Here is a 26555-nt window from a genome sequence, read left to right as displayed (position 1 = left end):
GAATTCATTTCGGTGACATTTTATTAAAAACGAATAATTAAGGGTGATCAGCCTTAAACAGGTTGAGGTATCTTGAATAGGAAATGTAATGTCCGATTTGACTACAGACAATCAAACTAAACCTCCTGAAGCGGAAACACACCTCCGCAATGTAGATTTGAATTTGTTAACGGTATTTGATGCCGTGATGCAATTACAAAATATAACTCGCGCAGCCAATATGTTGGGGATGTCCCAACCGGCGGTGAGTAACGCCGTCGCCCGGTTAAAAATCATGTTTAATGATGATTTGTTTGTCCGCTTTGGTCGTGGGATCCAGCCAACAATGCGCGCGCGCCAGTTATTTGGCCCTATCCGTCAGGCTCTGCAACTGGTGATGAACGAACTCCCGGGAGCGGGTTTCGATCCTAACGTAAGTATTCGTGAATTCAATGTGGCGATTTGCAGTCCGCTGGATAAGCGTCTAACTTCGCAGGTACTGAATGCGGTCGACACTTTGTCGACGGATGTCAGTATTAAATTGCAAACCATTGTGAACGACAATATTGAGCATCAGTTACGTTATCAGAATATTGAGTTCATGATCAGTTATCGTAAATTCGACCGCCCGGACTTTTGTAATCAGGCGTTATTTAATGATGAACTGGTTCTGGTTGCAGCACAAAAACATCCGCGGATCAGTCCGCATATGTCAGATGAGAAATATCTGAAAGAAAAACATGCGGTCATGATGCTTGATCGTTTTTATTCATTCAGTTCACCTTATTATGATGACCCCGAAATGCATTCGCTGATTGCTTATCAGGGAACAGATCTTTCCAGCGTAATGGAAATAGTGTCGAAAACAGATATGGTCGCGCTGGTACCGCGCTGGATGGCACAATCGAGTGCCGGAATATTAAATCTATCCGTTATCCCGTTACCCTGGATGAAGAATAACCTGACTTGTTATCTGTCATGGCATGAATCTTCCAGTAAAGATAAAGGCAATATGTGGATGAAGTCGTTATTAAGCCAATGCATTATTTCTTTATAGCGAGTGACTCTGATACGTCCCATTTTTACTGTGTTTCCTTCCACAGTAAAAATGGCTGGTTATGGTTTTCTTTGTGGTTTTTTATCCTGCCTGGTTTTTGCGCCTCGTTAGAGCCACGCAGGTTTTTTTCATTTCTAAAAGTCCTTCCTGGTTTTCCAAAAGAGCACCTGTGCTTCTACAATTTGATTTCACCGTGCAATGTTTGCCGGTAGACTGCGTTAAATCTTTGTAACAGAGCAATGCAATCAGCTCCCTCCTTTATCTGATTGCGCTGGACGCCGGTATAGACGCTCAATGAATCCAACCTTAAATGACTACCACCTGATCACCCGTTTTCGCCATCAAGTCATCAGCCGTGCTGAAAAAATTGCATTCCGTGAATGGTCGCCTGCGGCAGAAAGCACGCTAACCTGGCGTGAACTAGGTGAGAAAGTCGATGCGCTGTCCGACGTTTTGCTTCAGGAGAACGTGGGTATCCAGGAGCGGATCGCCATTTGCGGAAACAACTCGATGGCCTGGACGATGACCGATCTGGCGATTTTGCAGTTACGGGCCGTCACCGTGCCCGTGTATGCGACCAATACCCCCGCGCAGTCTGCGTATGTGCTTAATGATGCCGATATCCGCATTTTGTTCGTTGTCGGGCAGAGTCAGTATGATGCGGCGGTGGCGTTGCGTGAACTGTGCCCGCAACTGAAACATATCTTTGTGCTCGATAACGACGTTGATTTGCGCGGTGTGTCCATTGCCCGGCATGTTTCAGGCATTGTTCCTCAGGACAGCGTTGTGGCGGCTGAACGTGAGGCACGGGTTAACGCCTGTGATCTCAACGATCTCTTCACGCTGATTTATACCTCGGGAACAACGGGGGAGGCGAAAGGCGTCATGCTCGATTACGTCAGTATCGCGACGCAACTAAAGCAGCATGAAAAACGCCTGAGTATTTCTGACCGCGATGTCTCGTTATGCTTCCTGCCGCTGGCGCATGTTTTTGAGCGTGCCTGGAGTTTCTTCGTTATGCACAGCGGCGCGCAGAATGTTTTCCTGCGTGAAACTGATTTGGTGCGCGATGCGTTGCAGGCTGTTAAACCCACGGTAATGTGCGCGGTTCCGCGTTTCTATGAAAAAGTTTTCAGCGCCATACATGACAAAGTAGCCCGAGCCGGAACCGTAAAAAAACGACTGTTCCACTGGGCTGTCGCGCAGGGCAAAGAGAAGTTTCTGACTGAACGCCGTAAAGCGCGTTATCCCTTCTGGCTTTCTCCGGCGTATTTCATCGCCGATAAACTGGTACTGAAAAAGCTGCGCAATCTGCTGGGTGGAAATTTACGCTTTCTGCCCGCAGCGGGCGCCAGTCTTGACGATAACGTGATCTTGTTTTTCGAATCACTTGGTTTGAAAATAAAATACGGTTACGGTCTGACAGAAACCTGCGCCACCGTTACCTGCTGGGAAGAAAACGATTTCCGCTTCGGTTCGGTCGGTACAGCGTTACCCGAAATTGAAGTGCGCATTGGCGAAGAGAATGAAATCCAGGTTCGCGGCCCGACGCTTTTAAGAGGTTATTTTAATAAGCCGGAAGAAACGGCGGCCAGTTTTACGGCTGATGGCTGGTTTAAAACCGGCGATGCCGGAAAAATGGATGCAGAAGGCAATGTGTTCATCACCGAACGGCTGAAGGATCTGATGAAAACCTCGGGCGGAAAATACATTGCGCCTCAGCGTATCGAAGGCACGCTGGTGCAGGATCGTTACATTGAGCAGGCGGCGGTGATCGCCGATGAACGTCACTTTGTTTCCGCGCTGATTGTGCCTGATTTTGACGTGCTGAACGTTTACGCGCAAAACCATCATATCGATTATCTCAACCGCACCGGGCTGGTTAAAAACGAGCAAATTCTTTCACTGTTTGCGCATCAGTTGCGCGAGATCCAGCATGAGCTGGCCGGTTTTGAGCAGGTGAAAAAATTTGTACTGCTGACCAAGCCTTTCACGATGGAGGATGGGGAGCTGACCCCGACGCTTAAGTTGCGGCGCAAAATCATCTTCAGCCGTTATCAGAAAGAAATCGACCAGCTTTACCGCGAGTAATTCCTTCCGGATCTGTTTCCCCTTTTCCCTGCGCAATTACCGGCAAACATGCGTTTGCCGGTTTCATCCTCATTTGTATGTCCGTCACTGACATAATTTAATACTGTAATTTTTCGGGCCTTCCTGATATTTCTGACTGGTTGTTACTCTCAGGCAGTGTTTTGTGCCGGGCAGAAGAATGAAGGCAGTGCGAGCCGATATAACGATATTTCCTGACCCTTTTTGGCGTTTGCCTGACTCAGATTCTGACGCTAAGGTACTGAGTTAGGTTTGTGAACACCAATAAGAACAGCAGGGTTTTTTAATCCCGATAGAAAGTCCTAAAATTCAGCGATTTCCCCATAAATCGTTGCCTGATAGAACAGCTAGCTGAAATAAAAAGTCATCCTATAGAAGAAGCAAAAAGCCTGGAGGCAAAACCATGGAGATGTTGTCAGGAGCCGAGATGGTCGTCCGGTCGTTAATCGACCAGGGCGTTAAGCACGTATTCGGTTATCCCGGCGGAGCGGTGTTGGATATCTATGATGCCCTGCATACGGTCGGTGGGATAGATCATGTGCTGGTGAGACATGAACAGGGTGCTGTTCATATGGCTGATGGTTATGCGCGCGCCACGGGTGACGTGGGCGTGGTGCTGGTGACTTCAGGTCCCGGCGCAACCAATGCGATCACCGGTATTGCCACGGCTTATATGGATTCCATTCCACTGGTGGTGCTATCAGGTCAGGTCCACAGTTCACTCATTGGTTATGACGCGTTCCAGGAATGCGACATGGTGGGCATTTCCCGCCCGGTGGTGAAACACAGTTTTCTGGTAAAGCGCGCGGAAGATATTCCGACTGTGCTGAAAAAAGCGTTTTATCTGGCGTCTACCGGACGTCCTGGCCCGGTCGTCGTCGACCTGCCAAAAGATGTGGTGAATCCGCAGATCAAACTGCCTTACGCCTATCCTGAGCAGGTAACAATGCGCTCCTACAACCCGACGGTGCAGGGCCATCGCGGGCAAATCAAACGTGCCGTCCAAACCTTGCTGGCGGCTAAAAAACCGGTGCTGTACGTCGGCGGCGGTGCGATCAACTCTGAGTGTGATGCTGAGTTGCTGCAGCTGGCAGAGAAACTGAATCTGCCGGTAACCAGTTCTCTGATGGGGCTGGGCGCGTTCCCTGGCACGCATCGTCAGAGCCTTGGCATGCTCGGTATGCACGGCACTTACGAAGCCAATATGGCGATGCACAGTGCGGATCTGATTTTCGGCGTAGGTGTGCGTTTCGACGACCGTACTACTAATAATCTGGCGAAATATTGCCCGAATGCGACAGTCATGCATATCGATATCGACCCGACGTCGATCTCTAAAACCGTGAATGCGGATATTCCCATTGTCGGCGATGCAAAACAGACACTGGTTCAGATGCTTGAATTGCTGGCACAAAGCGACGAAAAGCAGGAATTCGATGCGCTGCGCGACTGGTGGCACAACATTGAAAACTGGCGCGGCCGCGAATGCCTGAGCTACGACAAAAATACCGGCACCATCAAGCCGCAGGCGGTTATCGAAACGCTGCACCGTCTGACCAAAGGCGATGCCTACGTGACGTCGGATGTCGGCCAGCATCAGATGTTTGCTGCGCTGTATTATAAATTCGACAAGCCGCGACACTGGATCAACTCCGGTGGCCTCGGCACAATGGGCTTCGGCCTGCCAGCCGCGCTGGGTGTAAAACTCGGCTTGCCGGATGAAACGGTGATTTGCGTGACCGGTGACGGCAGTATTCAGATGAACATTCAGGAACTGTCGACTGCGCTGCAATACGATTTGCCGGTGATCGTTGTGAACCTGAACAACGGTTATCTCGGCATGGTGAAGCAGTGGCAGGACATGATTTACTCCGGCCGTCATTCCCAATCCTATATGCAATCTCTGCCTGATTTCGTGAAACTGGCGGAAGCTTACGGGCACGTGGGTATCGCAATCCGCACGCCGGATGAACTGGAAAGCAAACTGGCGCTGGCGCTGGAACAGAAAAATCGTCTGGTATTTGTGGATATCAGCATAGATGAAACAGAACACGTTTACCCGATGCACATCCGTGGCGGTGCGATGGACGAAATGTGGTTAAGCAAAACGGAGAGGACCTGATCATGCGCCGGATTTTATCAGTTTTACTGGAAAACGAATCGGGCGCGTTGTCCCGTGTAGTCGGCCTGTTCTCTCAGCGTGGCTACAACATTGAAAGCCTGACCGTGGCACCCACTGACGATCCAACCCTGTCACGCATGACCATTCAGACCGTCGGCGATGCCAAGGTGCTTGAGCAAATCGAAAAGCAACTGCATAAGCTGGTCGACGTACTGCGCGTGACCGAGCTGGTGCAGGGTGCTCACGTTGAGCGTGAAATCATGCTGGTGAAGGTGCAGGCTTCCGGCTATGGCCGTGAAGAAGTTAAACGTTCAACTGAGATTTTCCGCGGTCAGATCGTGGACGTCACCGCCACGCTTTACACCGTTCAGCTGGCGGGAACCAGCGACAAGCTTGACGCATTTTTAGCCAGTATCCGTGATGTGGCTGAAATTGTGGAAGTTGCACGCTCCGGGGTGGTCGGTGTTTCGCGTGGCGACAAGATTATGCGTTAAAGCTCAAATAATCAGCAAGATGTGAAGTTTTGCTGATAGTTAAAAGCCCGGCTCATGAGCCGGGCTTTCTTTTTTGCGAGTCAGGTGAAGCGATTCGGTAAAACACCTTGCCCGGCAGGGGCTTCTGCGGTTAGATAAAGCATTATCTTTATTAAGGGGTTTGCTCAGTGAAGCTGGATGAGATCGCGAGGTTAGCGGGCGTTTCGCGTACCACGGCCAGTTATGTGATTAATGGCAAGGCGAAACAGTATCGTGTCAGCGATAAGACAGTCGAGAAAGTCATGGCTGTCGTGAAGGAACATAACTATCACCCGAACGCGGTGGCAGCAGGTCTGCGCGCCGGTCGAACCCGTTCTATTGGTCTGGTGATCCCTGACCTGGAAAACACCAGCTACACCAAAATTGCCAATTTCCTTGAGCGGCAGGCCCGTCAGCGTGGCTATCAGCTGCTGATCGCCTGCTCTGAAGATCAGCCTGATAATGAAATGCGTTGCATCGAACATCTTCTGCAACGTCAGGTTGATGCCATCATCATTTCCACGTCTTTACCGCCGGAACACCCTTTCTATCAGCGCTGGGCTAACGATGATTTCCCGATCATTGCGCTCGACCGTGCCCTTGACCCTGAGCACTTCATCAGCGTGGTCGGGGCCGATCAGGAAGACGCACTGATGCTGGCGCAGGAACTGCGCACGTTCCCGGCTGAATCGGTACTCTATCTCGGCGCACTGCCGGAGCTTTCCGTGAGCTTCCTGCGTGAACAGGGATTTCGTCAGGCCTGGGCTGATGATCCCCGTCAGCCGAAATACCTTTACGCCAATGCCTACGATCGCGAATCGGCTGCCGTCGTCTTTGCTGAATGGCTGAAAACCAACCCGATGCCACAGGCGTTATTTACCACTTCATTCCAGTTGTTGCAGGGTGTCATGGACGTGACGCTGAAAACGGAAGGGCGGCTGCCGGTCGTTCTGGCGATTGCCACATTCGGCGATAACGAGTTGCTCGATTTCCTGGAGTGTCCGGTTCTCGCTGTGGCGCAGCGTCACCGTGATGTGGCTGAACGCGTGCTGGAACTGGTGTTGGCCTGTCTCGATGAGCCGAAAAAACCGAAAGCCGGGCTGACCCGTATCCGGCGTAATTTGTTCCGCCGTGGCCGTCTGAGCCGCAAATAAACCTCCTGCGGGCATTCATCCTGACTGCCCGTTGTTTTCCCGTCTCAGCAACACGTTTCATAAGTAACAATGAATAAAGCATCTTGCCGGTTGTGATAATCGAATACGAAAATTCCCATATAAGCAGAATGGGTAAATTAAGAACATTCCCAGACTACTGAATTATTAACAAATGTTTTTTTCTTTCCTGCACTGATATAAACCTGCCAATCAATTTCTAAAATACGTTAATGCTCCCTGCAAAAGTGCTGTAGAATTCCCCGCTTAATTTCCCGCAGAGAAGGTCTGACGCGTTGCTGATGAGTTTTGAATCAGCCGGAAGACTGATGTCCTGCGGGTTGGCAGGCAAAATGATGATGATGTAGACGTGGCAGTCATAAAAAAACTGAAAATGATTTTTGTTATGGCAAAACAGTCAGGAAATGAGAGTTAGCTAGCAGAAGAATATAAATAGTTAAATAATGTTCAGTTTGGCTTTTTTTTAAACGAAATTATTAACCCTCCGAAATTTCTTCAACTAATCATGACGTTATTTTCTCTCCCCTTCTAAAAAACATCATCACCTTGCGCTAAGTAATTGCCTGGCTGCGTAAATAATGCCAAACCTTCTCTGCTCTGGCTTGACAAGGTTTTAAAACCATCCGTAAACTCTTTTCTGTGGGAATTTGTGGGGGAAAGTGGTGAAAAAGGTCACAGAGGGGTAGATCGGTCATGTTTCGTGGCGCGACGATGGTTAACCTCGACAGCAAAGGGCGACTTGCCGTACCCACCCGTTATCGGGATTTGCTGAGCGAAGAATCGCAAGGTCAAATGGTTTGCACCATAGACCTCCATCACCCATGTCTCCTCCTTTACACCCTCCCTGAGTGGGAAGTTATCGAACAAAAATTGTCCCGTCTGTCGAGCATGAACCCTGTTGAGCGCCGTATTCAGCGCCTTTTACTCGGGCATGCGAGTGAATGTCAGATGGATAACGCCGGGCGCCTGCTGATTGCAACGACATTGCGACAGCACGCCGGGCTCGAAAAAGAAGTGATGCTGGTTGGGCAGTTCAATAAGTTTGAACTGTGGGATGAACAGACCTGGTATCAACAAGTTAAGGAAGACATCGACGCTGAACAATCGTCTCAGGAACCCCTTTCTGACCGATTACAGGACTTGTCATTATAAGCATGGTTGAAAACTACAAACATACCTCTGTTTTGCTGGATGAAGCCGTTAACGGCCTTAACATTCGTCAGGACGGCATTTACATAGACGGAACTTTTGGCCGCGGTGGCCACTCACGTTTGATTTTGTCCCAGCTTGGGCCGGACGGACGCTTGCTGGCGATTGACCGTGATCCACAAGCGATCAAAGCCGCAGAATCCATTGATGATCCTCGTTTTTCGATTGTTCACGGACCTTTCTCTGATCTCGCTGACTATGTGCGTGATCGCGGCCTCGAAGGCAAGATCGACGGCGTATTACTGGACTTAGGTGTTTCTTCTCCGCAGCTTGACGATCCTGAACGCGGATTTTCATTTATGCGCGACGGGCCTCTGGATATGCGTATGGATCCAACCCGCGGTTATTCAGCAGCTGAATGGCTGATGAAAGCGGAAGCCGAAGACATTGCCTGGGTGCTGAAAACGTTCGGCGAAGAACGTTTTGCCAAGCGGATTGCCCGCGCGATCGTTGAGCGTAACCGTGAGCTGCCGATGACCCGAACCAAAGAGCTGGCGGATTTGATTGCCAACGCTTCTCCGGTTCGGGAAAAACACAAACATCCGGCCACGCGCAGCTTCCAGGCTATCCGTATTTACATCAACAGTGAGCTGGAAGAAATCGAACGCGCGCTGGATGGCGCTCTGGAAATTCTGGCACCTGAAGGTCGTTTATCGGTGATCAGTTTCCACTCTCTGGAAGACCGCATTGTGAAGCGTTTTATTCGCCAGCACAGTCGTGGCGCGCAAGTACCAGCGGGTATTCCGATGACAGAAGCGCAAATCGCGGAGCTCGGCGGACGTTCCCTGAAGTCCGTCGGTAAAATGATGCCTTCAGACGCTGAAGTTGCTGAAAACCCTCGCGCACGCAGTTCAGTTCTGCGTTTTGCTGAGAGAACGACAGCGTGATCGGCAACGAACGCCACGGTTTAGTGGGGGTTATTGCCAGCGATATTCTGCGCAATGGCAAGATCCCGCTGATTTTGCTGATTGCTGTTCTGGTCAGCGCAATCTTAGTGGTCACAACCGCTCACCGTACGCGTTTGCTGACGGCTCAGCGCGAACAATTAGTACTGGAACGGGACGCGCTGGATATCGAATGGCGCAACCTGATCTTGGAAGAGAATGCTCTCGGCGATCACAGCCGGGTAGAACGCATCGCAACGGAGAAATTGCAGATGCAGCACGTTGATCCATCTCAAGAAATCATTGTGGTTCAGCCTTAAAATGCGCACGGAGAATACAGGCAGCTAATGAAAGCAACACGCACCGCGAAGTTAAAGCGTCCAGAAGATCAAGCCAGCTTTATCAGCTGGCGTTTTGCGTTGTTGTGCGCCTGTATCCTGCTGGCATTGGTTGGCCTGATGTTGCGTGTGGCATACCTGCAGGTCATTAACCCGGATAAGCTGGTGAGAGAAGGGGATCTGCGTTCCCTGCGCGTGCAAACCATTCCTACCTCACGTGGCATGATTACCGATCGTTCCGGTCGCCCTCTGGCGGTCAGCGTTCCGGTCAATGCTATCTGGGCAGACCCGAAAGAAATTAACGATCGCGGCGGCATTACCGTCGATACCAAATGGAAGGCACTGGCTGACGCGCTGAACATGCCGCTTGCCCAGCTTTCCGCCCGCATTAATGCTAATCCAAACGGCCGCTTCGTCTACCTTGCCCGTCAGGTTAACCCTGCCGTTGGCGAATATGTCCATAAACTCAAACTGCCGGGGATTTCCCTGCGTCAGGAATCGCGCCGTTATTATCCGGCCGGTCAGGTGACGTCGCATGTTATCGGCGTGACCAACATTGATGGCGAAGGCATTGAAGGCGTTGAGAAGAGTTTTGACCGCTGGCTGACCGGTAAACCCGGTGAACGTACCATTCGTAAAGACCGCTTTGGTCGCGTTATCGAAGATATTTCTACTGTCGACAGTCAGGCCGCCCACAACCTCGCACTGAGTATCGACGAGCGTTTACAGGCGCTGGTTTACCGCGAACTGAATAATGCGGTGGCGTTTAACAAAGCCGAATCAGGTACTGCCGTGCTGGTTGATGTCCAGACCGGTGAAGTGCTGGCGATGGCGAACAGCCCTTCATACAACCCAAACAACATGCCGGATACCCCGAAAGATGTGATGCGTAACCGTGCCATCACCGACATTTTTGAGCCGGGTTCTACAGTGAAACCGATGGTGGTGATGACGGCACTGAAAAACGGTGTGGTCCGCGAAAACAGCGTGCTGAACACCCTGCCGTATCGGATCAATGGCCATGAGATTAAAGATGTTGCGCGTTACGGTGAGCTTTCCGTCACGGGCATCTTGCAGAAGTCGAGTAACGTCGGTGTTTCACGACTGGCGTTATCGATGCCCTCCGCTGAGCTGGTAGATACTTACTCGCGATTCGGATTGGGAAAACCAACCAATTTGGGGCTGGTTGGAGAAAGCAGTGGCATATACCCTAAAAAACAACGGTGGTCTGACATAGAGAGGGCCACCTTCTCTTTCGGCTACGGGCTAATGGTGACACCTCTCCAGTTAGCGCGAGTCTACGCAACGATCGGCAGCATGGGCATTTATCGCCCATTGTCGATCACGAAAGTTGATCCGCCGGTATCCGGCGAACGTGTCTTCCCTGAACCGCTGGTGCGTACCGTCGTACATATGATGGAAAGCGTCGCATTGCCTGGCGGCGGTGGCGTGAAGGCCGCGATCAAGGGTTACCGTATTGCGATAAAAACGGGTACCGCGAAGAAAGTCGGTCCGGACGGTAAATACGTTAACAAATACATTGCCTATACCGCCGGCGTTGCGCCAGCAAGTAATCCAAGATTTGCGCTTGTGGTGGTCATTAACGATCCACAAGCAGGGAAATATTACGGTGGGGCCGTTTCCGCACCAGTGTTTGGCGCCATCATGGGCGGCGTATTGCGTACCATGAACGTTGAACCGGATGCGCTGACTGCCGATGAAAACGCAGACATAGTGAATAATCAAAAAGAGGCTTCAGGTGGCAGATCGTAATTTGCGCGACATCTTAGCGCCCTGGGTGAGTGATGCCCCGGCAGCAGCGCTAAAAGACATGATTCTGGACAGCCGCGTTGCGGCTGCCGGCGATCTGTTTGTCGCGGTTTCAGGCCATACCAGTGACGGGCGTCGTTTTATTCCCCAGGCAATTGCCCAGGGCGTCGCTGCCGTCGTGGCCGAGGCAAAGGGTGAACAAGAACACGGAACGGTTTGCCAGATGCATGGTGTACCGGTCATTTATCTCGAAGATCTCAACGTCCTGCTGTCAGAACTGGCGGGACGTTTTTACCAGCAACCGGGCAAAGCGTTACGTCTGGTTGGCGTAACCGGTACCAACGGTAAAACCACCACCACGCAGTTGCTGGCGCAGTGGAGCCAGTTACTGGGCGAAACCAGCGCCGTGATGGGCACCGTCGGCAATGGTTTGCTGGATAACGTGGTACCCGCGGAAAACACCACCGGTTCTGCCGTGCAGGTTCAGCACATTCTGGCCGATTTGGTGAAAAAGGGCGCAACCTTTGCCGCGATGGAAGTGTCTTCCCACGGTCTTGTTCAGCACCGTGTTGCCGCATTACCCTTTGCCGCGGCGGCATTCACCAACCTGAGTCGTGATCATCTTGATTATCACGGCGATATGCAGAGTTACGAAGACGCCAAATGGCAGCTTTTCTCCTCGCATCAGGTGGGTCAGAAAATCATTAATGCTGACGATGAAGTCGGGGCGCGCTGGTTAGCGAAAACGCCTGATGCTGTCGCCGTCAGTATGGAAGACAAAATCCCGGCAGGCTGGAAAGGCCGCTGGCTGGTGGGGCGCAGCGTGAATTATCACGATAACGGCGCTACCGTAAATATCGATTCAAGCTGGGGCGAAGGTAAGTTTGATAGTCGCCTTATGGGCGCGTTTAACGTGAGCAACCTGCTGGTTGCGCTGGCAACGCTGCTTTCCCTGGATTATCCGCTGGCGCAATTACTGGCTACGGCTTCTCAGCTACAACCGGTTTGCGGGCGCATGGAAGTCTTCAATGCACCGGGCAAACCTACCGCTGTCGTTGATTACGCTCATACGCCTGACGCGCTGGAAAAAGCACTGGCGGCTGCCCGTCTGCATTGTCGCGGTACGCTGTGGTGTGTGTTTGGTTGCGGCGGTGACCGTGATAAAGGCAAGCGTCCGCTGATGGGCGGCATTGCGGAGCAATACGCTGACCGTGTGATCGTCACCGATGACAATCCACGCAGTGAAGAGCCGCGTGCTATCGTCGCCGATATCCTTGCTGGCCTGCTTGATGCAGGACGCGCGCAGGAAATTCATGGTCGCGCAGAAGCCGTCACCAGCGCAATTATGCAGGCGAAAGAAGAAGACGTCGTGCTGATTGCCGGTAAAGGGCATGAAGACTACCAGCTGGTCGGTAACCAACGCCTCGATTATTCCGACCGCGTCACGGTTGCACGTTTGCTGGGGGTGATCGCATGATCCGCGTTTCCCTGCAAACTCTGGCAGATGTGCTCAACGCTGAGCTCATCGGCACAGATACTCAAATCGACAGCGTGACCACGGATACCCGTCAGGTCACCCAGGGCGCTTTGTTTATCGCGCTGAAAGGCGAAAAATTTGATGCCCATGACTTTGCTGCTGATGCCGTAAAAGCCGGCGCAGGGGCTTTGCTGGTGAGTAAGCACTTACCGGTGGGGGTTCCTCAGTTAGTGGTTGCCGACACCCGCATTGCTCTCGGGCAACTGGGTGGCTGGGTGCGTCAGCAGGTTCCGGCCCGTGTCGTCGGCCTGACCGGTTCATCCGGCAAGACATCTGTAAAAGAGATGACTGCGGCTATTTTGCGTGAGTGCGGCAACGTGCTGTACACCGCAGGAAACTTCAATAACGACATCGGTGTTCCACTCACCTTGCTGCGCCTGACCGCAGAACATGATTTTGCCGTCATCGAAATGGGCGCGAATCATCTTGGTGAAATCGCCTATACCACTGCGCTGGCACGGCCTGAAACGGCACTGGTGAATAACCTGTCAGCTGCGCATCTCGAAGGTTTCGGTTCCCTGGCGGGTGTCGCACGGGCGAAAGGCGAGATTTTCGATGGCCTGCCGGAAGACGGCATCGCCGTGATCAATGCGGATAACAACGACTGGGCGAACTGGCAGCATAAGCTGGACAGTAAAACCGTCTGGCGTTTCTCCCCGACTTTCGGTGAAGGCATCGATTTCAGTGCGACTGATGTAAAAATCAGTCCGCTGAATACCGCGTTCACTCTGCATTCTCCTCAGGGCAGCATTAATGTCTCGCTGCCGGTCCCCGGTCGTCACAACATCGCTAACGCACTGGCTGCGGCTGCGCTGGCAATGTCTGTCGGTGCATCGCCGGAGAATGTGCGCGCCGGTCTGGCGACCCTGCAATCCGTCAAAGGGCGTTTATTCCCTATCGCACTTAGCGAAGGTAAAACCCTGCTTGATGACAGCTACAACGCCAACGTGGGTTCCATGACAGCCGCAGCGCAGGTGCTTTCTGAAATGCCGGGCTACCGCGTGATGGCGGTGGGCGATATGGCGGAACTGGGCGCGGAAAGCGAAAGCTGCCACCGTCAGGTCGGCGAAGCCATCCGCGACGCCGGTATCGACAAAGTATTCAGTATTGGTCATGACAGCCGCATCATCAGTGATGTCAGCGGATGTGGTGAGCATTTAGAGGATAAGGCAGCCCTGACGGCCCGTTTAACGAGCTTACTGTCTGAACACGCGGTAATTACCGTTTTAATTAAAGGTTCACGTAGTGCCGCAATGGAGCAGGTAGTACGCGCGTTACAGGAGAATGCAACATGTTAGTTTGGCTGGCCGAACACTTGGTCAAATATTATTCCGGCTTCAACGTCTTTTCCTATCTGACGTTTCGCGCCATTGTCAGCCTGCTGACCGCGTTGTTCCTGTCGCTGTGGATCGGGCCGCGCATGATTGCCCGTCTGCAAAAAATGTCTTTCGGTCAGGTTGTCCGTAACGACGGTCCTGAGTCGCATTTCAGTAAACGCGGTACGCCAACGATGGGCGGCCTGATGATTCTGGCGTCGATCACAATTTCTGTACTGATGTGGGCGTATCCGTCCAATCCGTATGTGTGGTGCGTGCTGTTTGTTCTGATTGGTTACGGCATCGTGGGCTTTATCGATGACTACCGCAAAGTCGTGCGCAAAGACACCAAGGGCCTGATTGCACGCTGGAAATACTTCTGGCAGTCAGTCATCGCGCTGGCGGCGGCATTCACCATGTATGCCATTGGTAAAGATACACCTGCGACTGAACTGGTGGTGCCGTTCTTTAAAGACATCATGCCGCAGCTCGGTCTGATGTACATCCTGCTGAGCTACTTCGTGATCGTGGGAACCAGTAACGCCGTCAACCTGACCGATGGTCTGGACGGTCTGGCGATTATGCCAACGGTCTTCGTCGCAGCAGGTTTTGCGCTGGTGGCATGGGCAACCGGTAACATGAACTTCGCCAGCTATCTGCACATCCCTTATCTGCGTCATGCCGGTGAACTGGTGATCGTGTGTACGGCGATCGTCGGTGCCGGGCTTGGATTCCTCTGGTTCAACACCTATCCGGCACAAGTATTTATGGGTGATGTCGGCTCTCTGGCTCTGGGCGGTGCGCTGGGTACCATCGCCGTATTGCTGCGTCAGGAATTCTTACTGGTGATTATGGGCGGTGTGTTCGTGGTCGAAACACTGTCGGTGATCCTGCAGGTTGGGTCCTTCAAGTTACGTGGACAGCGCATTTTCCGTATGGCGCCTATCCATCATCACTACGAACTTAAAGGCTGGCCGGAACCGCGCGTCATCGTGCGTTTCTGGATTATTTCGCTGATGCTGGTGCTGATTGGCCTGGCGACGCTGAAGGTACGGTAATTATGGCTGACTATCAGGGTAAAAAAGTGGTCATCATCGGGCTGGGTCTTACCGGCCTGTCCTGTGTTGATTTCTTTGTTGCACGTGGCGTGATGCCGCGTGTCATTGATACCCGCGTCAGCCCGCCAGGACTCGATAAACTGGCGGATAACATTGAGCGTCACCTGGGTTCGCTCAACGAAGACTGGCTGCTGGATGCAGATTTAATTATTTCCAGTCCGGGCGTTGCGCTGGCGACGCCGGCACTGATCGCTGCTGCTGATGCAGGCGTGGAAATTGTGGGTGATATCGAACTGTTTTGCCGTGAAACGACGACGCCAGTTGTCGCCATCACCGGTTCTAACGGTAAGAGCACCGTCACCATGCTGGTGGGCGAAATGGCGAAAGCCGCGGGATGGCGTGTCGGCGTGGGCGGCAATATCGGCCTGCCGGTGCTGACCATGCTGGATCATGAATACGATCTGTTCGTGCTTGAGCTTTCCAGCTTCCAGCTTGAAACCACGCACAGCCTTCACGCGGCGGCGGCGACCATTCTGAACGTGACTGAAGATCATATGGATCGCTATCCGTTTGGCTTGCAGCAATACCGTGCGGCAAAACTGAAAGTGTATGAAAACGCTGCGCTGTGTGTTGTTAACGCGGACGATGCGCTGACTATGCCGGTGCGTGGCGCGGATAAACGTTGTGTGAGTTTTGGTGTCGATGTGGGTGATTACCATCTGACCCGTCAGCAGGATGATATCTGGCTGCGTGTTCATGGCGAAAAAGTGCTGAATACCCGTGAAATGCCGCTGACCGGACGCCACAACTACACTAATGCGCTGGCTGCTCTGGCGCTGGCGGATGCGGTGAATATTCCTCATGCCTCCAGCCTGAAAGCGCTGACCACTTTTACCGGTCTGGCTCACCGTTTCCAGATAGCCTGGCACCACAACGGTGTGCGCTGGATTAATGATTCCAAAGCCACCAATGTGGGCAGCACTGAAGCGGCGCTGAACGGTTTGCACGTTGAAGGCACGTTACATCTGCTGCTGGGCGGAGACGGAAAATCTGCTGATTTCGCACCGCTGACGCGTTATCTGCAGGGCGATAATCTGCGTATTTATTGCTTTGGCCGTGATGGCGCCGAGCTTGCTGAGCTGCGACCTGATGTTTCCTCCCTGTTTGAAACCATGGAACAGGCGATGCGGGAAATCAGTCAGCACGTGGCTTCCGGCGATATGGTTCTCCTGTCTCCGGCTTGCGCGAGTCTGGATCAGTTTCGCAGTTTTGAACAACGGGGTGATGTCTTCACCGCGCTGGCGAAGGAGCTGGGCTGATGCGGTTGCGTATTCCGGGGCTGAGCCTCATCGCAAAATTTAATGACTGGGTGATGGGCGCAAAGGAAAGCGATTCCGTCACGCTGGTACTTTACGACCGGACGTTACTGTGGCTGACCTTTGGTCTGGCGATCGTGGGTTTTGTGATGGTGACGTCCGCTTCCATGCCTATCGGTCAGCGTCTGGCAGACGATCCGTTCCTGTTTGCTAAACGTGATGCCATTTATCTCGGTCTGGCTTTTGGTTTATCGCTGGTGACGCTTCGTGTGCCGATGGCCGTCTGGCAGAAGTACAGCAATGTGCTGTTGCTGCTGTCGGTGGTGATGCTGTTGGTGGTTCTGGTGGTCGGCAGCTCCGTCAACGGGGCCTCGCGCTGGATTTCACTCGGACCATTGCGTATTCAGCCTGCTGAGTTCTCGAAGCTGTCGCTGTTTTGCTATCTCGCCAGTTATCTGGTGCGCAAGGTAGATGAAGTACGCAGCAACTTCTGGGGCTTTTGCAAACCGATGGGCGTGATGGTGGTGCTGGCCGTTTTACTGCTGGCTCAGCCTGACCTGGGTACCGTCGTCGTATTGTTTATCACCACGCTGGCGATGTTATTCCTGGCGGGGGCGAAAATGTGGCAGTTCCTGGCGATTATCGGTTCCGGTGCGTTTGCGGTTGTGCTGCTGGTTCTTGCCGAACCGTACCGTATGCGCCGTGTTACCTCGTTCTGGAATCCGTGGGCCGATCCGTTTGGTAGCGGCTACCAGTTAACCCAGTCGCTGATGGCATTTGGCCGTGGTGAATTCTGGGGACAGGGCTTAGGGAATTCAGTACAGAAACTGGAGTATTTACCGGAAGCGCATACCGACTTTATCTTCTCCATTTTGGGTGAAGAACTGGGGTATTTCGGTGTGGTTTTGGCTCTGTTGATGGTATTCTTCGTCGCTTTTCGCGCGATGTCCATCGGGCGCCGTGCATTAGAGATTGATCAGCGTTTTTCCGGATTTTTGGCCTGTTCTATCGGCGTGTGGTTTAGCTTCCAGGCGCTGGTCAATGTGGGCGCGGCGGCGGGGATGTTGCCGACCAAAGGTCTGACGCTGCCGCTGATCAGTTACGGTGGTTCGAGCTTAATCATTATGTCGACGGCAATCGTGTTATTGCTGCGAGTGGATTTTGAAACGCGGCTGGCTAAAGCCCAGGCGTTTGTAAGGAGTGCCCGATGAGTGGCAATACCCGGCGTTTAATGGTGATGGCTGGCGGTACCGGTGGACATGTGTTTCCGGGGCTGGCTGTGGCGCATCACCTTATCGCGCAAGGTTGGGAAGTTCGCTGGCTCGGTACAGCAGACCGAATGGAAGCGGATCTTGTGCCGAAACACGGCATTGATATTGATTTCATTAAAATCTCTGGATTACGTGGGAAAGGTCTGAAAGCGCAACTCACCGCCCCGATTCGCATATATCATGCGTGGCGTCAGGCGAAGGCCATCATGAAACGCTTTCAGCCAGATGTGGTGTTAGGCATGGGCGGATACGTTTCCGGCCCCGGCGGTCTGGCGGCATGGTCACTGGGTATTCCGGTGGTGCTGCACGAACAAAACGGCATTGCGGGCATGACCAACAAAGGGTTGTCGCACATTGCTACCAAAGTATTGCAGGCGTTCCCCGGTGCTTTTCCGAAAGCGGATGTTGTGGGAAATCCGGTACGCACGGATGTGCTGGCACTGGAATTGCCGGAAACGCGCTTAGCCGGACGCGAAGGCCCGATCAGAGTCTTAGTGATTGGCGGCAGTCAGGGTGCGCGGGTGCTTAATCAAAGCATGCCGGAAGTCGCGGCGCTGATGGGCGATAAAATTACGTTGTGGCATCAGGTCGGTAAAGGTGCGCTGGAGTCAGTGAATCAGGCTTACGAAAAAGTCGGTCAGCCTCAGCACAAAGTCACCGAATTCATTGATGACATGGCAGCAGCTTATGCCTGGGCAGATGTGGTGGTTTGTCGCTCCGGCGCGTTAACGGTCAGTGAAATTGCTGCCGCAGGTTTGCCGGCTATTTTTGTGCCATTCCAGCACAAAGACCGCCAGCAGTACTGGAACGCATTGCCGCTGGAAAAAGCGGGTGCTGCAAAAATTATTGAACAGAAAGACTTTAGTGCCGCAGCCGTCGCTGATCTGATGGCCGGATGGGACAGAACCCATCTGATGCAAATGGCAAAAGCTGCGCGTGCAGCCGCTATTCCTGATGCGACAGAGCGTGTAGCCGCAGAAGTGGTTGCCGCCAGTAAAAAATGAAATTGAACGGGCCATGCAGTGTGTGGTCCCAGCCGTAAGAAACGGATTAATCAGTAACCTGAAATAGTGAATAAAAACGTGAATACACAACAATTGGCGAAACTGCGTACCTTCGTGCCCGAGATGCATCGTGTCCGGCACATTCACTTTGTTGGCATCGGTGGTGCCGGCATGGGTGGTATCGCCGAAGTGTTGGCAAATGAAGGCTATCAGATCAGTGGTTCCGATCTGGCACCGAACGCAGTAACACAGCAACTGACCGCTCTGGGCGCGACGATTTATTTTAATCACCGTCCTGAAAACGTGCTGGATGCCAGCGTAGTCGTGGTATCCACGGCAATCTCTTCCGATAACCCGGAAATCGTTGCCGCACGTGAAGCGCGAATACCTGTGATCCGCCGCGCGGAAATGCTCGCTGAGCTGATGCGTTTTCGTCACGGTATCGCCGTGGCAGGTACGCACGGCAAAACGACGACCACAGCAATGGTCACCAGTATTTATGCTGAAGCCGGTCTGGATCCGACATTCGTTAACGGTGGACTGGTCAAAGCTGCGGGTACCCATGCGCGTCTGGGTTCAAGCCGTTTTCTGATTGCTGAAGCAGATGAAAGTGATGCGTCGTTCCTGCATCTGCAACCGATGGTGGCGATTGTGACCAACATCGAAGCGGATCATATGGATACGTATCAGGGTGACTTTGAAATCCTGAAGCAGACGTTCATTAATTTCCTGCACAACCTGCCATTCTACGGACGTGCAGTGATGTGCATTGATGATCCGGTGATCCGCGAGCTGATCCCACGCGTGGGCCGTCATATGACGACGTACGGTTTCAGCGAAGACGCGGATGTGATTATCGAAAATTACCGTCAGGTCGGCGCGCAAGGACACTTTACGCTGCGCCGTCAGGACTTGCCGCTGATAAGCGTGACGCTGAATGCGCCGGGTCGTCATAACGCCCTGAATGCGGCGGCCGCAGTAGCCGTTGCGTCAGATGAAGGGATCAGTGATGACGCCATTCTTCGCGCACTGGCAGGTTTTGAGGGTACAGGCCGTCGTTTCGATTTCCTGGGCGAATATGCGCTGGAAAATGTGAACGGCAAAACCGGCAGCGCGATGCTGGTTGATGACTACGGTCACCATCCGACGGAAGTCGATGCGACGATCAAAGCCGCACGGGCAGGTTGGGCGAATAAGCGCCTGGTGATGATTTTCCAGCCGCACCGTTACACGCGTACCCGTGATTTGTACGACGATTTTGCGAATGTGCTGTCTCAGGTTGATGTGCTGATCATGCTGGATGTTTATCCGGCTGGTGAAGCGCCCATCCCTGGCGCTGACAGCCGCTCGCTGTGCCGCACCATCCGTGCGCGCGGAAAATTGGATCCTATTTTGGTTTCTGATATTGAAGCCGTGCCGGAAAGTCTGGCGCAGATCCTCGAAGGTGACGATTTAGTTCTGGTTCAGGGCGCCGGTAATGTCGGCAGAGTGGCCCGTAAATTGGCTGATCAAAAGCTGCAACCAGTTAAGAAAGGTGAAGAACATCATGTCTGAGAAAGTAGCAGTATTGTTGGGTGGTACTTCCGCAGAACGCGATGTGTCATTACAGTCCGGCGCCGCGGTGCTGGCTGGCTTACGTGAATCAGGCATTGATGCTCACGGCATCGATACCAAAACGTTTAATGTGGCGCTTCTTAAAGAAGAAGGCTTCAGCAAAGTCTTTATCGCACTTCACGGTCGCGGCGGTGAAGACGGTACATTGCAGGGCTTGCTGGAACAAATCGGTTTGCCTTATACCGGCAGCGGTGTGATGGCGTCTGCGCTGACTATGGATAAATTCCGCACCAAACTGGTGTGGCAGGCGTCAGGTTTACCGGTCGCACCGTTTGTTGTACTGCATCGTTCACAAATTGAAGAAGCAGGGCAGGGCGCTCTGGCGGCAAAAATCGCCGAACTGGGTCTGCCGGTTATCGTCAAACCCAGCCGCGAAGGTTCCAGCGTTGGCATGAGCAAAGTGACTACGGAAAAAGAGTTGCTGCCAGCCCTGCAGGAAGGCTTCCGCCATGACGATAACGTACTGATTGAAAAATGGCTGAGCGGCCCGGAATACACGGTCGCCATCGTGGGTGACGACGTGATGCCCTCCATTCGCATCCAGCCAGCCGGAACATTTTATGACTATCAGGCAAAATATTTGTCTGATGAAACACAGTACTTCTGTCCGAGCGGTTTAAGCGAAGCACAGGAACAACAGCTTTCTGCGCTGGCATTGCAGGCGTATCAGGCGCTCGATTGCAGCGGCTGGGGGCGTGTTGACGTGATGCAAGACAGCGACGGCAGCTTTAACCTGCTGGAAGTAAATACGTCGCCGGGCATGACCAGCCACAGTCTGGTGCCAATGGCAGCCAAACACGCCGGGTTAAGTTTCCCGCAGCTCGTTTCCCGTATTCTGGCACTGGCGGACTGATATGTCTCAAGCCGCCCTGAATACCCGAGAGCGTGAGACGGTCGAAAACAACGGCCGTCGCAGTAACGGTGGCCAGCTGGCTGGGATCGTGTTTTTGTTGTTGGTTGTAGGAACGATTTTATGGAGTGCGTGGGCCGTTGTTGGCTGGATGCAGGATGCGAACCGACTGCCGTTATCCCAGTTAGTGGTTACCGGGGAACGTCATTACACGACCAATGATGATATTCGTCAGGCGATCCTGTCCTTAGGGGCTCCGGGAACGTTCATGACGCAGGATGTAAACGTCATTCAGCAGCAGATTGAGCGTTTACCCTGGATAAAACAGGTCAGCGTTCGTAAGCAATGGCCGAATGAATTGAAGATACACCTGGTGGAGTATGTGCCGGTCGCACACTGGAATGATTTGCATATGGTAGATGCCGAGGGCAAATCTTTCAGCATACCCGCTGAACGTGTGGTCAAACAGAAAATGCCGTTGCTTTACGGTCCGGAAGGCAGCGAACAGGATGTTTTGCAGGGCTTTCAAACAATGAGCCAGGCGCTGGCCGCCGGTAAGTTCCAGTTGAAAGCAGTGGCAATGAGTGCGCGTCACTCGTGGCAGTTAACTCTGGATAATGACGTCCGGCTGGAATTGGGGAGAGATGACCGGATGGGGCGTTTACAACGTTTTATCGAGCTCTACCCGCGATTCCAGCAACAGGCAGAGGCCGATAAGAAACGCATCACTTATGTCGATTTACGTTATGACAGCGGTGCGTCGGTAGGTTGGGCGCCAGAGTTTATTGACCAGCAAAACAGTAATCAGCAACAGAATCAGGCACAGGCTAAACAACAATGATCAAGTCGACGGACAGAAAACTGGTAGTTGGGCTGGAGATCGGTACGGCAAAGGTCGCCGCATTGGTGGGGGAAGTTCTGCCCGATGGCATGGTCAATATTATCGGCGTGGGCAGTTGCCCATCCCGTGGCATGGACAAGGGTGGCGTGAATGATCTGGAATCGGTGGTGAAATGCGTACAGCGCGCCATCGATCAGGCTGAACTGATGGCGGATTGCCAGATTTCCTCTGTTTACCTTGCTTTGTCTGGTAAACATATCAGTTGTCAGAATGAAATAGGGATGGTTCCTATTTCAGAAGAGGAAGTCACACAGGAAGATGTAGAGAACGTCGTGCATACCGCAAAATCTGTGCGTGTGCGTGATGAACATCGGGTTCTGCATGTGATCCCTCAGGAATATGCCATTGATTATCAGGAAGGGATCAAAAACCCGGTCGGACTTTCCGGCGTGCGTATGCAGGCCAAAGTTCACCTGATTACCTGCCATAACGATATGGCGAAGAACATTGTTAAAGCGGTAGAACGCTGCGGCTTAAAAGTTGACCAGCTCATTTTTGCCGGTCTGGCAGCCAGTTATGCCGTTCTGACCGAAGATGAGCGTGAATTAGGTGTGTGTGTGGTCGATATTGGTGGCGGAACCATGGATATCGCGGTTTATACCGGCGGCGCACTACGTCATACTAAGGTTATCCCTTATGCAGGGAACGTAGTCACCAGCGACATCGCTTATGCGTTTGGTACACCACCGACCGATGCTGAAGCGATCAAAGTTCGCCACGGTTGTGCATTAGGTTCGATTGTCGGCAAAGACGAAAACGTCGAAGTGCCGAGCGTAGGTGGACGTCCACCACGCAGTCTGCAACGTCAGACACTGGCTGAAGTTATTGAGCCACGTTACACAGAATTGCTGAATTTAGTGAACGACGAAATTTTGCAATTGCAGGAGCAGTTACGCCAGCAAGGCGTAAAACATCATCTGGCCGCCGGTATTGTTCTGACAGGCGGTGCAGCACAAATTGATGGTCTGGCAGCCTGTGCGCAGCGGGTATTCCATACCCAGGTGCGTATCGGGCAACCCCTGAACATCACCGGGCTGACAGATTATGCGCAGGAACCTTACTACTCAACGGCTGTAGGGCTGCTGCACTACGGGAAGGAGTCTCACCTGAGCGGTGAGGCTGAAGTGGAAAAACGCGCCTCAGTGGGCAACTGGTTCAAACGAATCAACAGCTGGCTGAGAAAAGAGTTTTAATGGTTTAACAACGGGATCATGCTGTTAAGGTTTTTGATCCCGACGCGACAGGCACAAAACGGAGAGAAACTATGTTTGAACCTATGGAACTGACCAATGACGCGGTGATTAAAGTCATCGGCGTCGGCGGTGGCGGTGGCAACGCTGTCGAACACATGGTGCGCGAGCGCATCGAAGGTGTTGAATTCTTCGCCGTTAATACCGACGCACAGGCGTTACGTAAAACGGCAGTAGGCCAGACTATTCAGATCGGTAGCGGTATTACCAAGGGTCTGGGTGCTGGTGCGAACCCGGAAGTGGGTCGCAATTCTGCAGAAGAAGACCGTGAAGCACTGCGCGCTGCGCTTGAAGGTGCTGATATGGTCTTTATCGCAGCGGGCATGGGCGGCGGTACCGGTACCGGTGCAGCGCCAGTGGTTGCTGAAGTAGCTAAAGATTTAGGTATTCTGACCGTTGCTGTTGTGACTAAGCCTTTCAATTTCGAAGGCAAAAAGCGTATGGCATTCGCGGAGCAGGGTATCGCTGAATTGTCCAAACATGTGGACTCCCTGATCACTATCCCGAACGACAAGCTGTTAAAAGTTTTGGGTCGCGGTATCTCTCTGCTGGACGCCTTCGGTGCGGCCAACGACGTGCTGAAAGGCGCGGTGCAGGGTATTGCAGAGCTGATCACCCGTCCGGGTCTGATGAACGTCGACTTCGCTGACGTGCGCACCGTTATGTCTGAAATGGGTTATGCCATGATGGGCTCCGGCGTGGCATGCGGTGAAGACCGCGCTGAAGAAGCAGCAGAAATGGCGATCTCCAGCCCGTTGCTGGAAGATATCGACCTGTCAGGCGCTCGCGGCGTTCTGGTCAACATCACCGCTGGCTTCGACCTGCGTCTGGATGAGTTTGAAACTGTGGGTAACACTATCCGTGCTTTCGCCTCTGACAACGCTACCGTGGTTATTGGTACTTCCCTTGACCCGGAAATGAATGACGAATTGCGCGTCACCGTGGTTGCGACCGGTATTGGCATGGACAAACGTCCTGAAATCACGTTGGTGACCAATAAGCCAGCCGCTCAGCCAGTGATGGATCATCGTTATCAGCAGCACGGGATGTCTCCGCTGCCGCAGGAAACGAAACCCGCTGCTAAAGTGGTCAATGATCAAAGCGCGCAATCTAATAAAGAGCCCGACTATCTGGACATCCCAGCCTTCCTGCGTAAGCAGGCAGACTAGTCCGAATTGTAGGATCTCCGCTCTTTGTGCTAAACTGTCCCGCCGACCTTAAGGTATGCTTAGGTCGGTTGGATGGATAAACATTGCGAGATAAAAACGATGATCAAACAACGTACATTAAAACGTATCGTTCAGGCGACGGGCGTCGGTTTACATACCGGCAAGAAAGTCACCCTGACTCTGCGTCCTGCACCGGCAAATACCGGGGTCATCTATCGTCGCACTGACTTGAATCCACCGGTTGATTTCCCGGCAGATGCAAAATCCGTGCGTGATACCATGCTCTGTACTTGCCTGGTTAATGAGCATGACGTACGTATTTCTACGGTTGAACACCTTAATGCGGCATTAGCTGGCCTGGGCATTGATAACATTGTTATCGAAGTCGATGCGCCTGAAGTGCCGATTATGGACGGTAGTGCTGCACCTTTCGTCTATCTGCTGATGGATGCAGGGATTGAAGAGCTGAACAGCGCCAAGAAATTCTTGCGCATCAAAGAAACCGTGCGCGTTGAAGACGGTGATAAGTGGGCTGAGTTCAAACCATTCAATGGTTTCTCTCTGGACTTCACTATCGACTTCAACCACCCGGCGATCGATTCCAGCTCTCAGCGCTACAAAATGAACTTCTCCGCAGAAGCATTTGTTCGCCAAATTAGCCGCGCACGTACTTTTGGTTTCATGCGTGATATCGAGTACCTGCAGTCACGTGGTTTGTGCCTGGGTGGCAGCTTTGATTGCGCTATCGTTGTGGATGATTATCGCGTGCTTAACGAAGATGGCCTGCGTTTTGAAGATGAATTCGTTCGTCACAAAATGCTGGATGCTATCGGTGACCTGTTCATGTGTGGGCATAACATCATTGGTGCGTTTACCGCATTCAAGTCTGGCCACGCGTTGAACAACAAGTTATTGCAAGCGGTATTGGCTAAGCAGGAAGCCTGGGAATTAGTTACCTTCCAGGATGAAGCTGAATTGCCATTGGCTTTTAAAGCGCCTTCCACAGTAATGGCGTAATCGATACTCGTATTACTTATTACGACTGGTTGTTTTGGCACCCTCTCCGGCCAATTCAGCCAGTCGTTCTAATGCCTTCCTCAGTTTTTCCGGGCTACGGCTCGCCAGTCCTCTTAATTCCTCAGCACTTTGCGCACTCAAATGTCTGACAGGCATGGACTCTGAAGCGATTGCTTTATTTTTAATCGCAATCTGCGAAGCATTTTCCATTTTCGACATGAGCGAAGGATTAATCCTGATGTCGATTGATGACAAAGATGGTAGAATTTGCGCTCGAAGTGCAGAGAGTAATGCAGGTTGTTCATAGCGTAGTCGCATCATCCAGCTGGCATTAGCAATCTCGAGTACTAAAACACCCTGTCGATAATTACCGACACGACACCATGGTTGCATGGGCGCCGGTAACAGACCTTTGACTGCGCGGTTGAGTTTTAATAACGCCGCAGCACGCTGTTGAACAATACGCAGCGGGCTTTGCTCTGTGGAAGAAGCGTCATCGAACAGGATATCTAATAATTGTGGGCGACTATCGCGCATGACGGGCTCCGGCGGATTGTAAACTTGTGATTGGCATTCTAAATCGTTGGCGACAATTTGGCAGAAGGTATTTTTGGCCGCATCTCCTTTTGGGGATGGTCGCGGCCAGCCTTGGCGTGTCAACGAACCTGTCGCAAACGGAACTGCCTGCTGTTCCCAATACGTCCTCAAGTCTAAACCGTCTTAACATCAGTAGTACAGGGCTGAGTAATCTTGCATTGCTTCAGGCGAACCGCCGCCCGTCTTTCGGTGTGGATTACTGGCAGCAACATGCGTTGCGCACAGTTATCCGTCATCTCTCTTTTGCTCTGGCTCCGCAGGTGGTTTATACCGTTGCCGCGCCGGAAGTGGTCGCTGAAGAAGCCGGACCATTACACGTTCAGCAACTGGCCCTGCTGGTCACTCTGAATGCTTTACTGACCCATGAATCCAAGCCACCGGTTATCATCCGTCAGACGCAACAACCTTTCCTTACCTTCTCTTTACCGCACCAGACCGGCCTGTGGTTAGCACAGGTACAAGGCATTCGTGCTGGGCCAACCTTCCTGATTTAACAGACTGTA

Annotated in this window: 23 protein-coding genes; 22 read left to right on the top strand and 1 reads right to left on the bottom strand. The window is 52.5% G+C overall.

The window, feature by feature from the left end:
* The first annotated feature begins 88 nt into the window (after positions 1-88).
* From leuO to lpxC, 21 genes are all read left to right on the top strand, one after another.
* Complete coding sequence (gene leuO / locus UC15_RS02490; protein ID WP_112286959.1) at positions 89-1036, top strand: transcriptional regulator LeuO; 948 nt, start codon at positions 89-91, stop codon at positions 1034-1036.
* A 294-nt stretch (positions 1037-1330) separates the two neighbouring features.
* Positions 1331-3127 (top strand): long-chain fatty acid--CoA ligase, encoded by a 1797-nt coding sequence (locus UC15_RS02485; RefSeq protein ID WP_112286958.1) that lies wholly within the window; start codon positions 1331-1333, stop codon positions 3125-3127.
* A gap of 421 nt (positions 3128-3548) precedes the next feature.
* Positions 3549-5267: an acetolactate synthase 3 large subunit gene (gene ilvI, locus UC15_RS02480; protein WP_112286957.1), complete on the top strand. Its 1719-nt coding sequence runs from the start codon at positions 3549-3551 to the stop codon at positions 5265-5267.
* 2 nt (positions 5268-5269) lie between these two features.
* The gene (gene ilvN, locus UC15_RS02475) at positions 5270-5761 is read left to right on the top strand and encodes an acetolactate synthase small subunit (RefSeq protein ID WP_013577020.1); all 492 of its coding nucleotides are present in this window, start codon (positions 5270-5272) and stop codon (positions 5759-5761) included.
* Between the two features lie 167 nt (positions 5762-5928).
* The gene (gene cra / locus UC15_RS02470; RefSeq protein ID WP_112286956.1) at positions 5929-6933 is read left to right on the top strand and encodes a catabolite repressor/activator; all 1005 of its coding nucleotides are present in this window, start codon (positions 5929-5931) and stop codon (positions 6931-6933) included.
* 711 nt (positions 6934-7644) lie between these two features.
* Positions 7645-8103 (top strand): division/cell wall cluster transcriptional repressor MraZ, encoded by a 459-nt coding sequence (mraZ, locus tag UC15_RS02465; RefSeq protein ID WP_112286955.1) that lies wholly within the window; start codon positions 7645-7647, stop codon positions 8101-8103.
* A 2-nt stretch (positions 8104-8105) separates the two neighbouring features.
* The gene (gene rsmH / locus UC15_RS02460) at positions 8106-9047 is read left to right on the top strand and encodes a 16S rRNA (cytosine(1402)-N(4))-methyltransferase RsmH (protein ID WP_112286954.1); all 942 of its coding nucleotides are present in this window, start codon (positions 8106-8108) and stop codon (positions 9045-9047) included.
* On the top strand, positions 9044-9364 hold the full coding sequence (gene ftsL, locus UC15_RS02455; protein ID WP_112286953.1) for a cell division protein FtsL: 321 nt from the start codon (positions 9044-9046) through the stop codon (positions 9362-9364). Before rsmH ends, ftsL begins: the two co-directional genes overlap by 4 nt.
* Before the next feature lie 27 nt (positions 9365-9391).
* Positions 9392-11155: a peptidoglycan glycosyltransferase FtsI gene (locus UC15_RS02450; RefSeq protein ID WP_112286952.1), complete on the top strand. Its 1764-nt coding sequence runs from the start codon at positions 9392-9394 to the stop codon at positions 11153-11155.
* Positions 11142-12629 carry a UDP-N-acetylmuramoyl-L-alanyl-D-glutamate--2,6-diaminopimelate ligase gene (gene murE / locus UC15_RS02445; protein WP_112286951.1) on the top strand — a complete coding sequence of 496 codons (1488 nt, stop codon included), beginning with the start codon at positions 11142-11144 and terminating at the stop codon, positions 12627-12629. The genes UC15_RS02450 and murE overlap by 14 nt, the downstream gene beginning before the upstream one ends.
* Positions 12626-13987, top strand: a complete 1362-nt coding sequence (murF, locus tag UC15_RS02440) for a UDP-N-acetylmuramoyl-tripeptide--D-alanyl-D-alanine ligase (protein WP_112286950.1) — start codon at positions 12626-12628, stop codon at positions 13985-13987. Before murE ends, murF begins: the two co-directional genes overlap by 4 nt.
* The gene (gene mraY / locus UC15_RS02435; protein WP_112286949.1) at positions 13981-15063 is read left to right on the top strand and encodes a phospho-N-acetylmuramoyl-pentapeptide-transferase; all 1083 of its coding nucleotides are present in this window, start codon (positions 13981-13983) and stop codon (positions 15061-15063) included. Before murF ends, mraY begins: the two co-directional genes overlap by 7 nt.
* Before the next feature lie 2 nt (positions 15064-15065).
* Positions 15066-16382 (top strand): UDP-N-acetylmuramoyl-L-alanine--D-glutamate ligase, encoded by a 1317-nt coding sequence (gene murD, locus UC15_RS02430; RefSeq protein ID WP_112286948.1) that lies wholly within the window; start codon positions 15066-15068, stop codon positions 16380-16382.
* A 5-nt stretch (positions 16383-16387) separates the two neighbouring features.
* Positions 16388-17590: a cell division protein FtsW gene (ftsW, locus tag UC15_RS02425; protein ID WP_369920229.1), complete on the top strand. Its 1203-nt coding sequence runs from the start codon at positions 16388-16390 to the stop codon at positions 17588-17590.
* Positions 17587-18654: an undecaprenyldiphospho-muramoylpentapeptide beta-N-acetylglucosaminyltransferase gene (gene murG, locus UC15_RS02420; protein ID WP_112286946.1), complete on the top strand. Its 1068-nt coding sequence runs from the start codon at positions 17587-17589 to the stop codon at positions 18652-18654. The genes ftsW and murG overlap by 4 nt, the downstream gene beginning before the upstream one ends.
* Before the next feature lie 78 nt (positions 18655-18732).
* Complete coding sequence (gene murC / locus UC15_RS02415; protein WP_112287010.1) at positions 18733-20208, top strand: UDP-N-acetylmuramate--L-alanine ligase; 1476 nt, start codon at positions 18733-18735, stop codon at positions 20206-20208.
* Positions 20201-21121 carry a D-alanine--D-alanine ligase gene (locus UC15_RS02410; protein WP_112286945.1) on the top strand — a complete coding sequence of 307 codons (921 nt, stop codon included), beginning with the start codon at positions 20201-20203 and terminating at the stop codon, positions 21119-21121. The genes murC and UC15_RS02410 overlap by 8 nt, the downstream gene beginning before the upstream one ends.
* A gap of 1 nt (position 21122) precedes the next feature.
* The gene (ftsQ, locus tag UC15_RS02405; RefSeq protein WP_112286944.1) at positions 21123-21959 is read left to right on the top strand and encodes a cell division protein FtsQ; all 837 of its coding nucleotides are present in this window, start codon (positions 21123-21125) and stop codon (positions 21957-21959) included.
* On the top strand, positions 21956-23212 hold the full coding sequence (ftsA, locus tag UC15_RS02400) for a cell division protein FtsA (protein WP_009634688.1): 1257 nt from the start codon (positions 21956-21958) through the stop codon (positions 23210-23212). Before ftsQ ends, ftsA begins: the two co-directional genes overlap by 4 nt.
* A gap of 71 nt (positions 23213-23283) precedes the next feature.
* Positions 23284-24438: a cell division protein FtsZ gene (gene ftsZ, locus UC15_RS02395; protein ID WP_112286943.1), complete on the top strand. Its 1155-nt coding sequence runs from the start codon at positions 23284-23286 to the stop codon at positions 24436-24438.
* 99 nt (positions 24439-24537) lie between these two features.
* A complete protein-coding gene (gene lpxC, locus UC15_RS02390; RefSeq protein WP_112286942.1) occupies positions 24538-25455 on the top strand; it encodes a UDP-3-O-acyl-N-acetylglucosamine deacetylase in 918 nt (305 codons plus the stop codon).
* A gap of 12 nt (positions 25456-25467) precedes the next feature.
* Here the strand turns inward: lpxC and UC15_RS02385 are convergent, their stop codons facing one another.
* Positions 25468-25992: a DUF721 domain-containing protein gene (locus tag UC15_RS02385; RefSeq protein WP_112286941.1), complete on the bottom strand. Its 525-nt coding sequence runs from the start codon at positions 25990-25992 to the stop codon at positions 25468-25470.
* A gap of 26 nt (positions 25993-26018) precedes the next feature.
* On the opposite strand from UC15_RS02385, the gene secM reads away from it, so the two are divergent.
* Complete coding sequence (secM, locus tag UC15_RS02380) at positions 26019-26546, top strand: secA translation cis-regulator SecM (RefSeq protein ID WP_112286940.1); 528 nt, start codon at positions 26019-26021, stop codon at positions 26544-26546.
* Positions 26547-26555: the final 9 nt, after the last annotated feature.

Source organism: Rahnella sp. AN3-3W3, assembly GCF_003263545.1.
GTDB lineage: Bacteria > Pseudomonadota > Gammaproteobacteria > Enterobacterales > Enterobacteriaceae > Rahnella > Rahnella variigena.
Note: the sequence above shows the minus strand (reverse complement) of the source record. Positions and strands in the feature narration are given on the sequence as shown.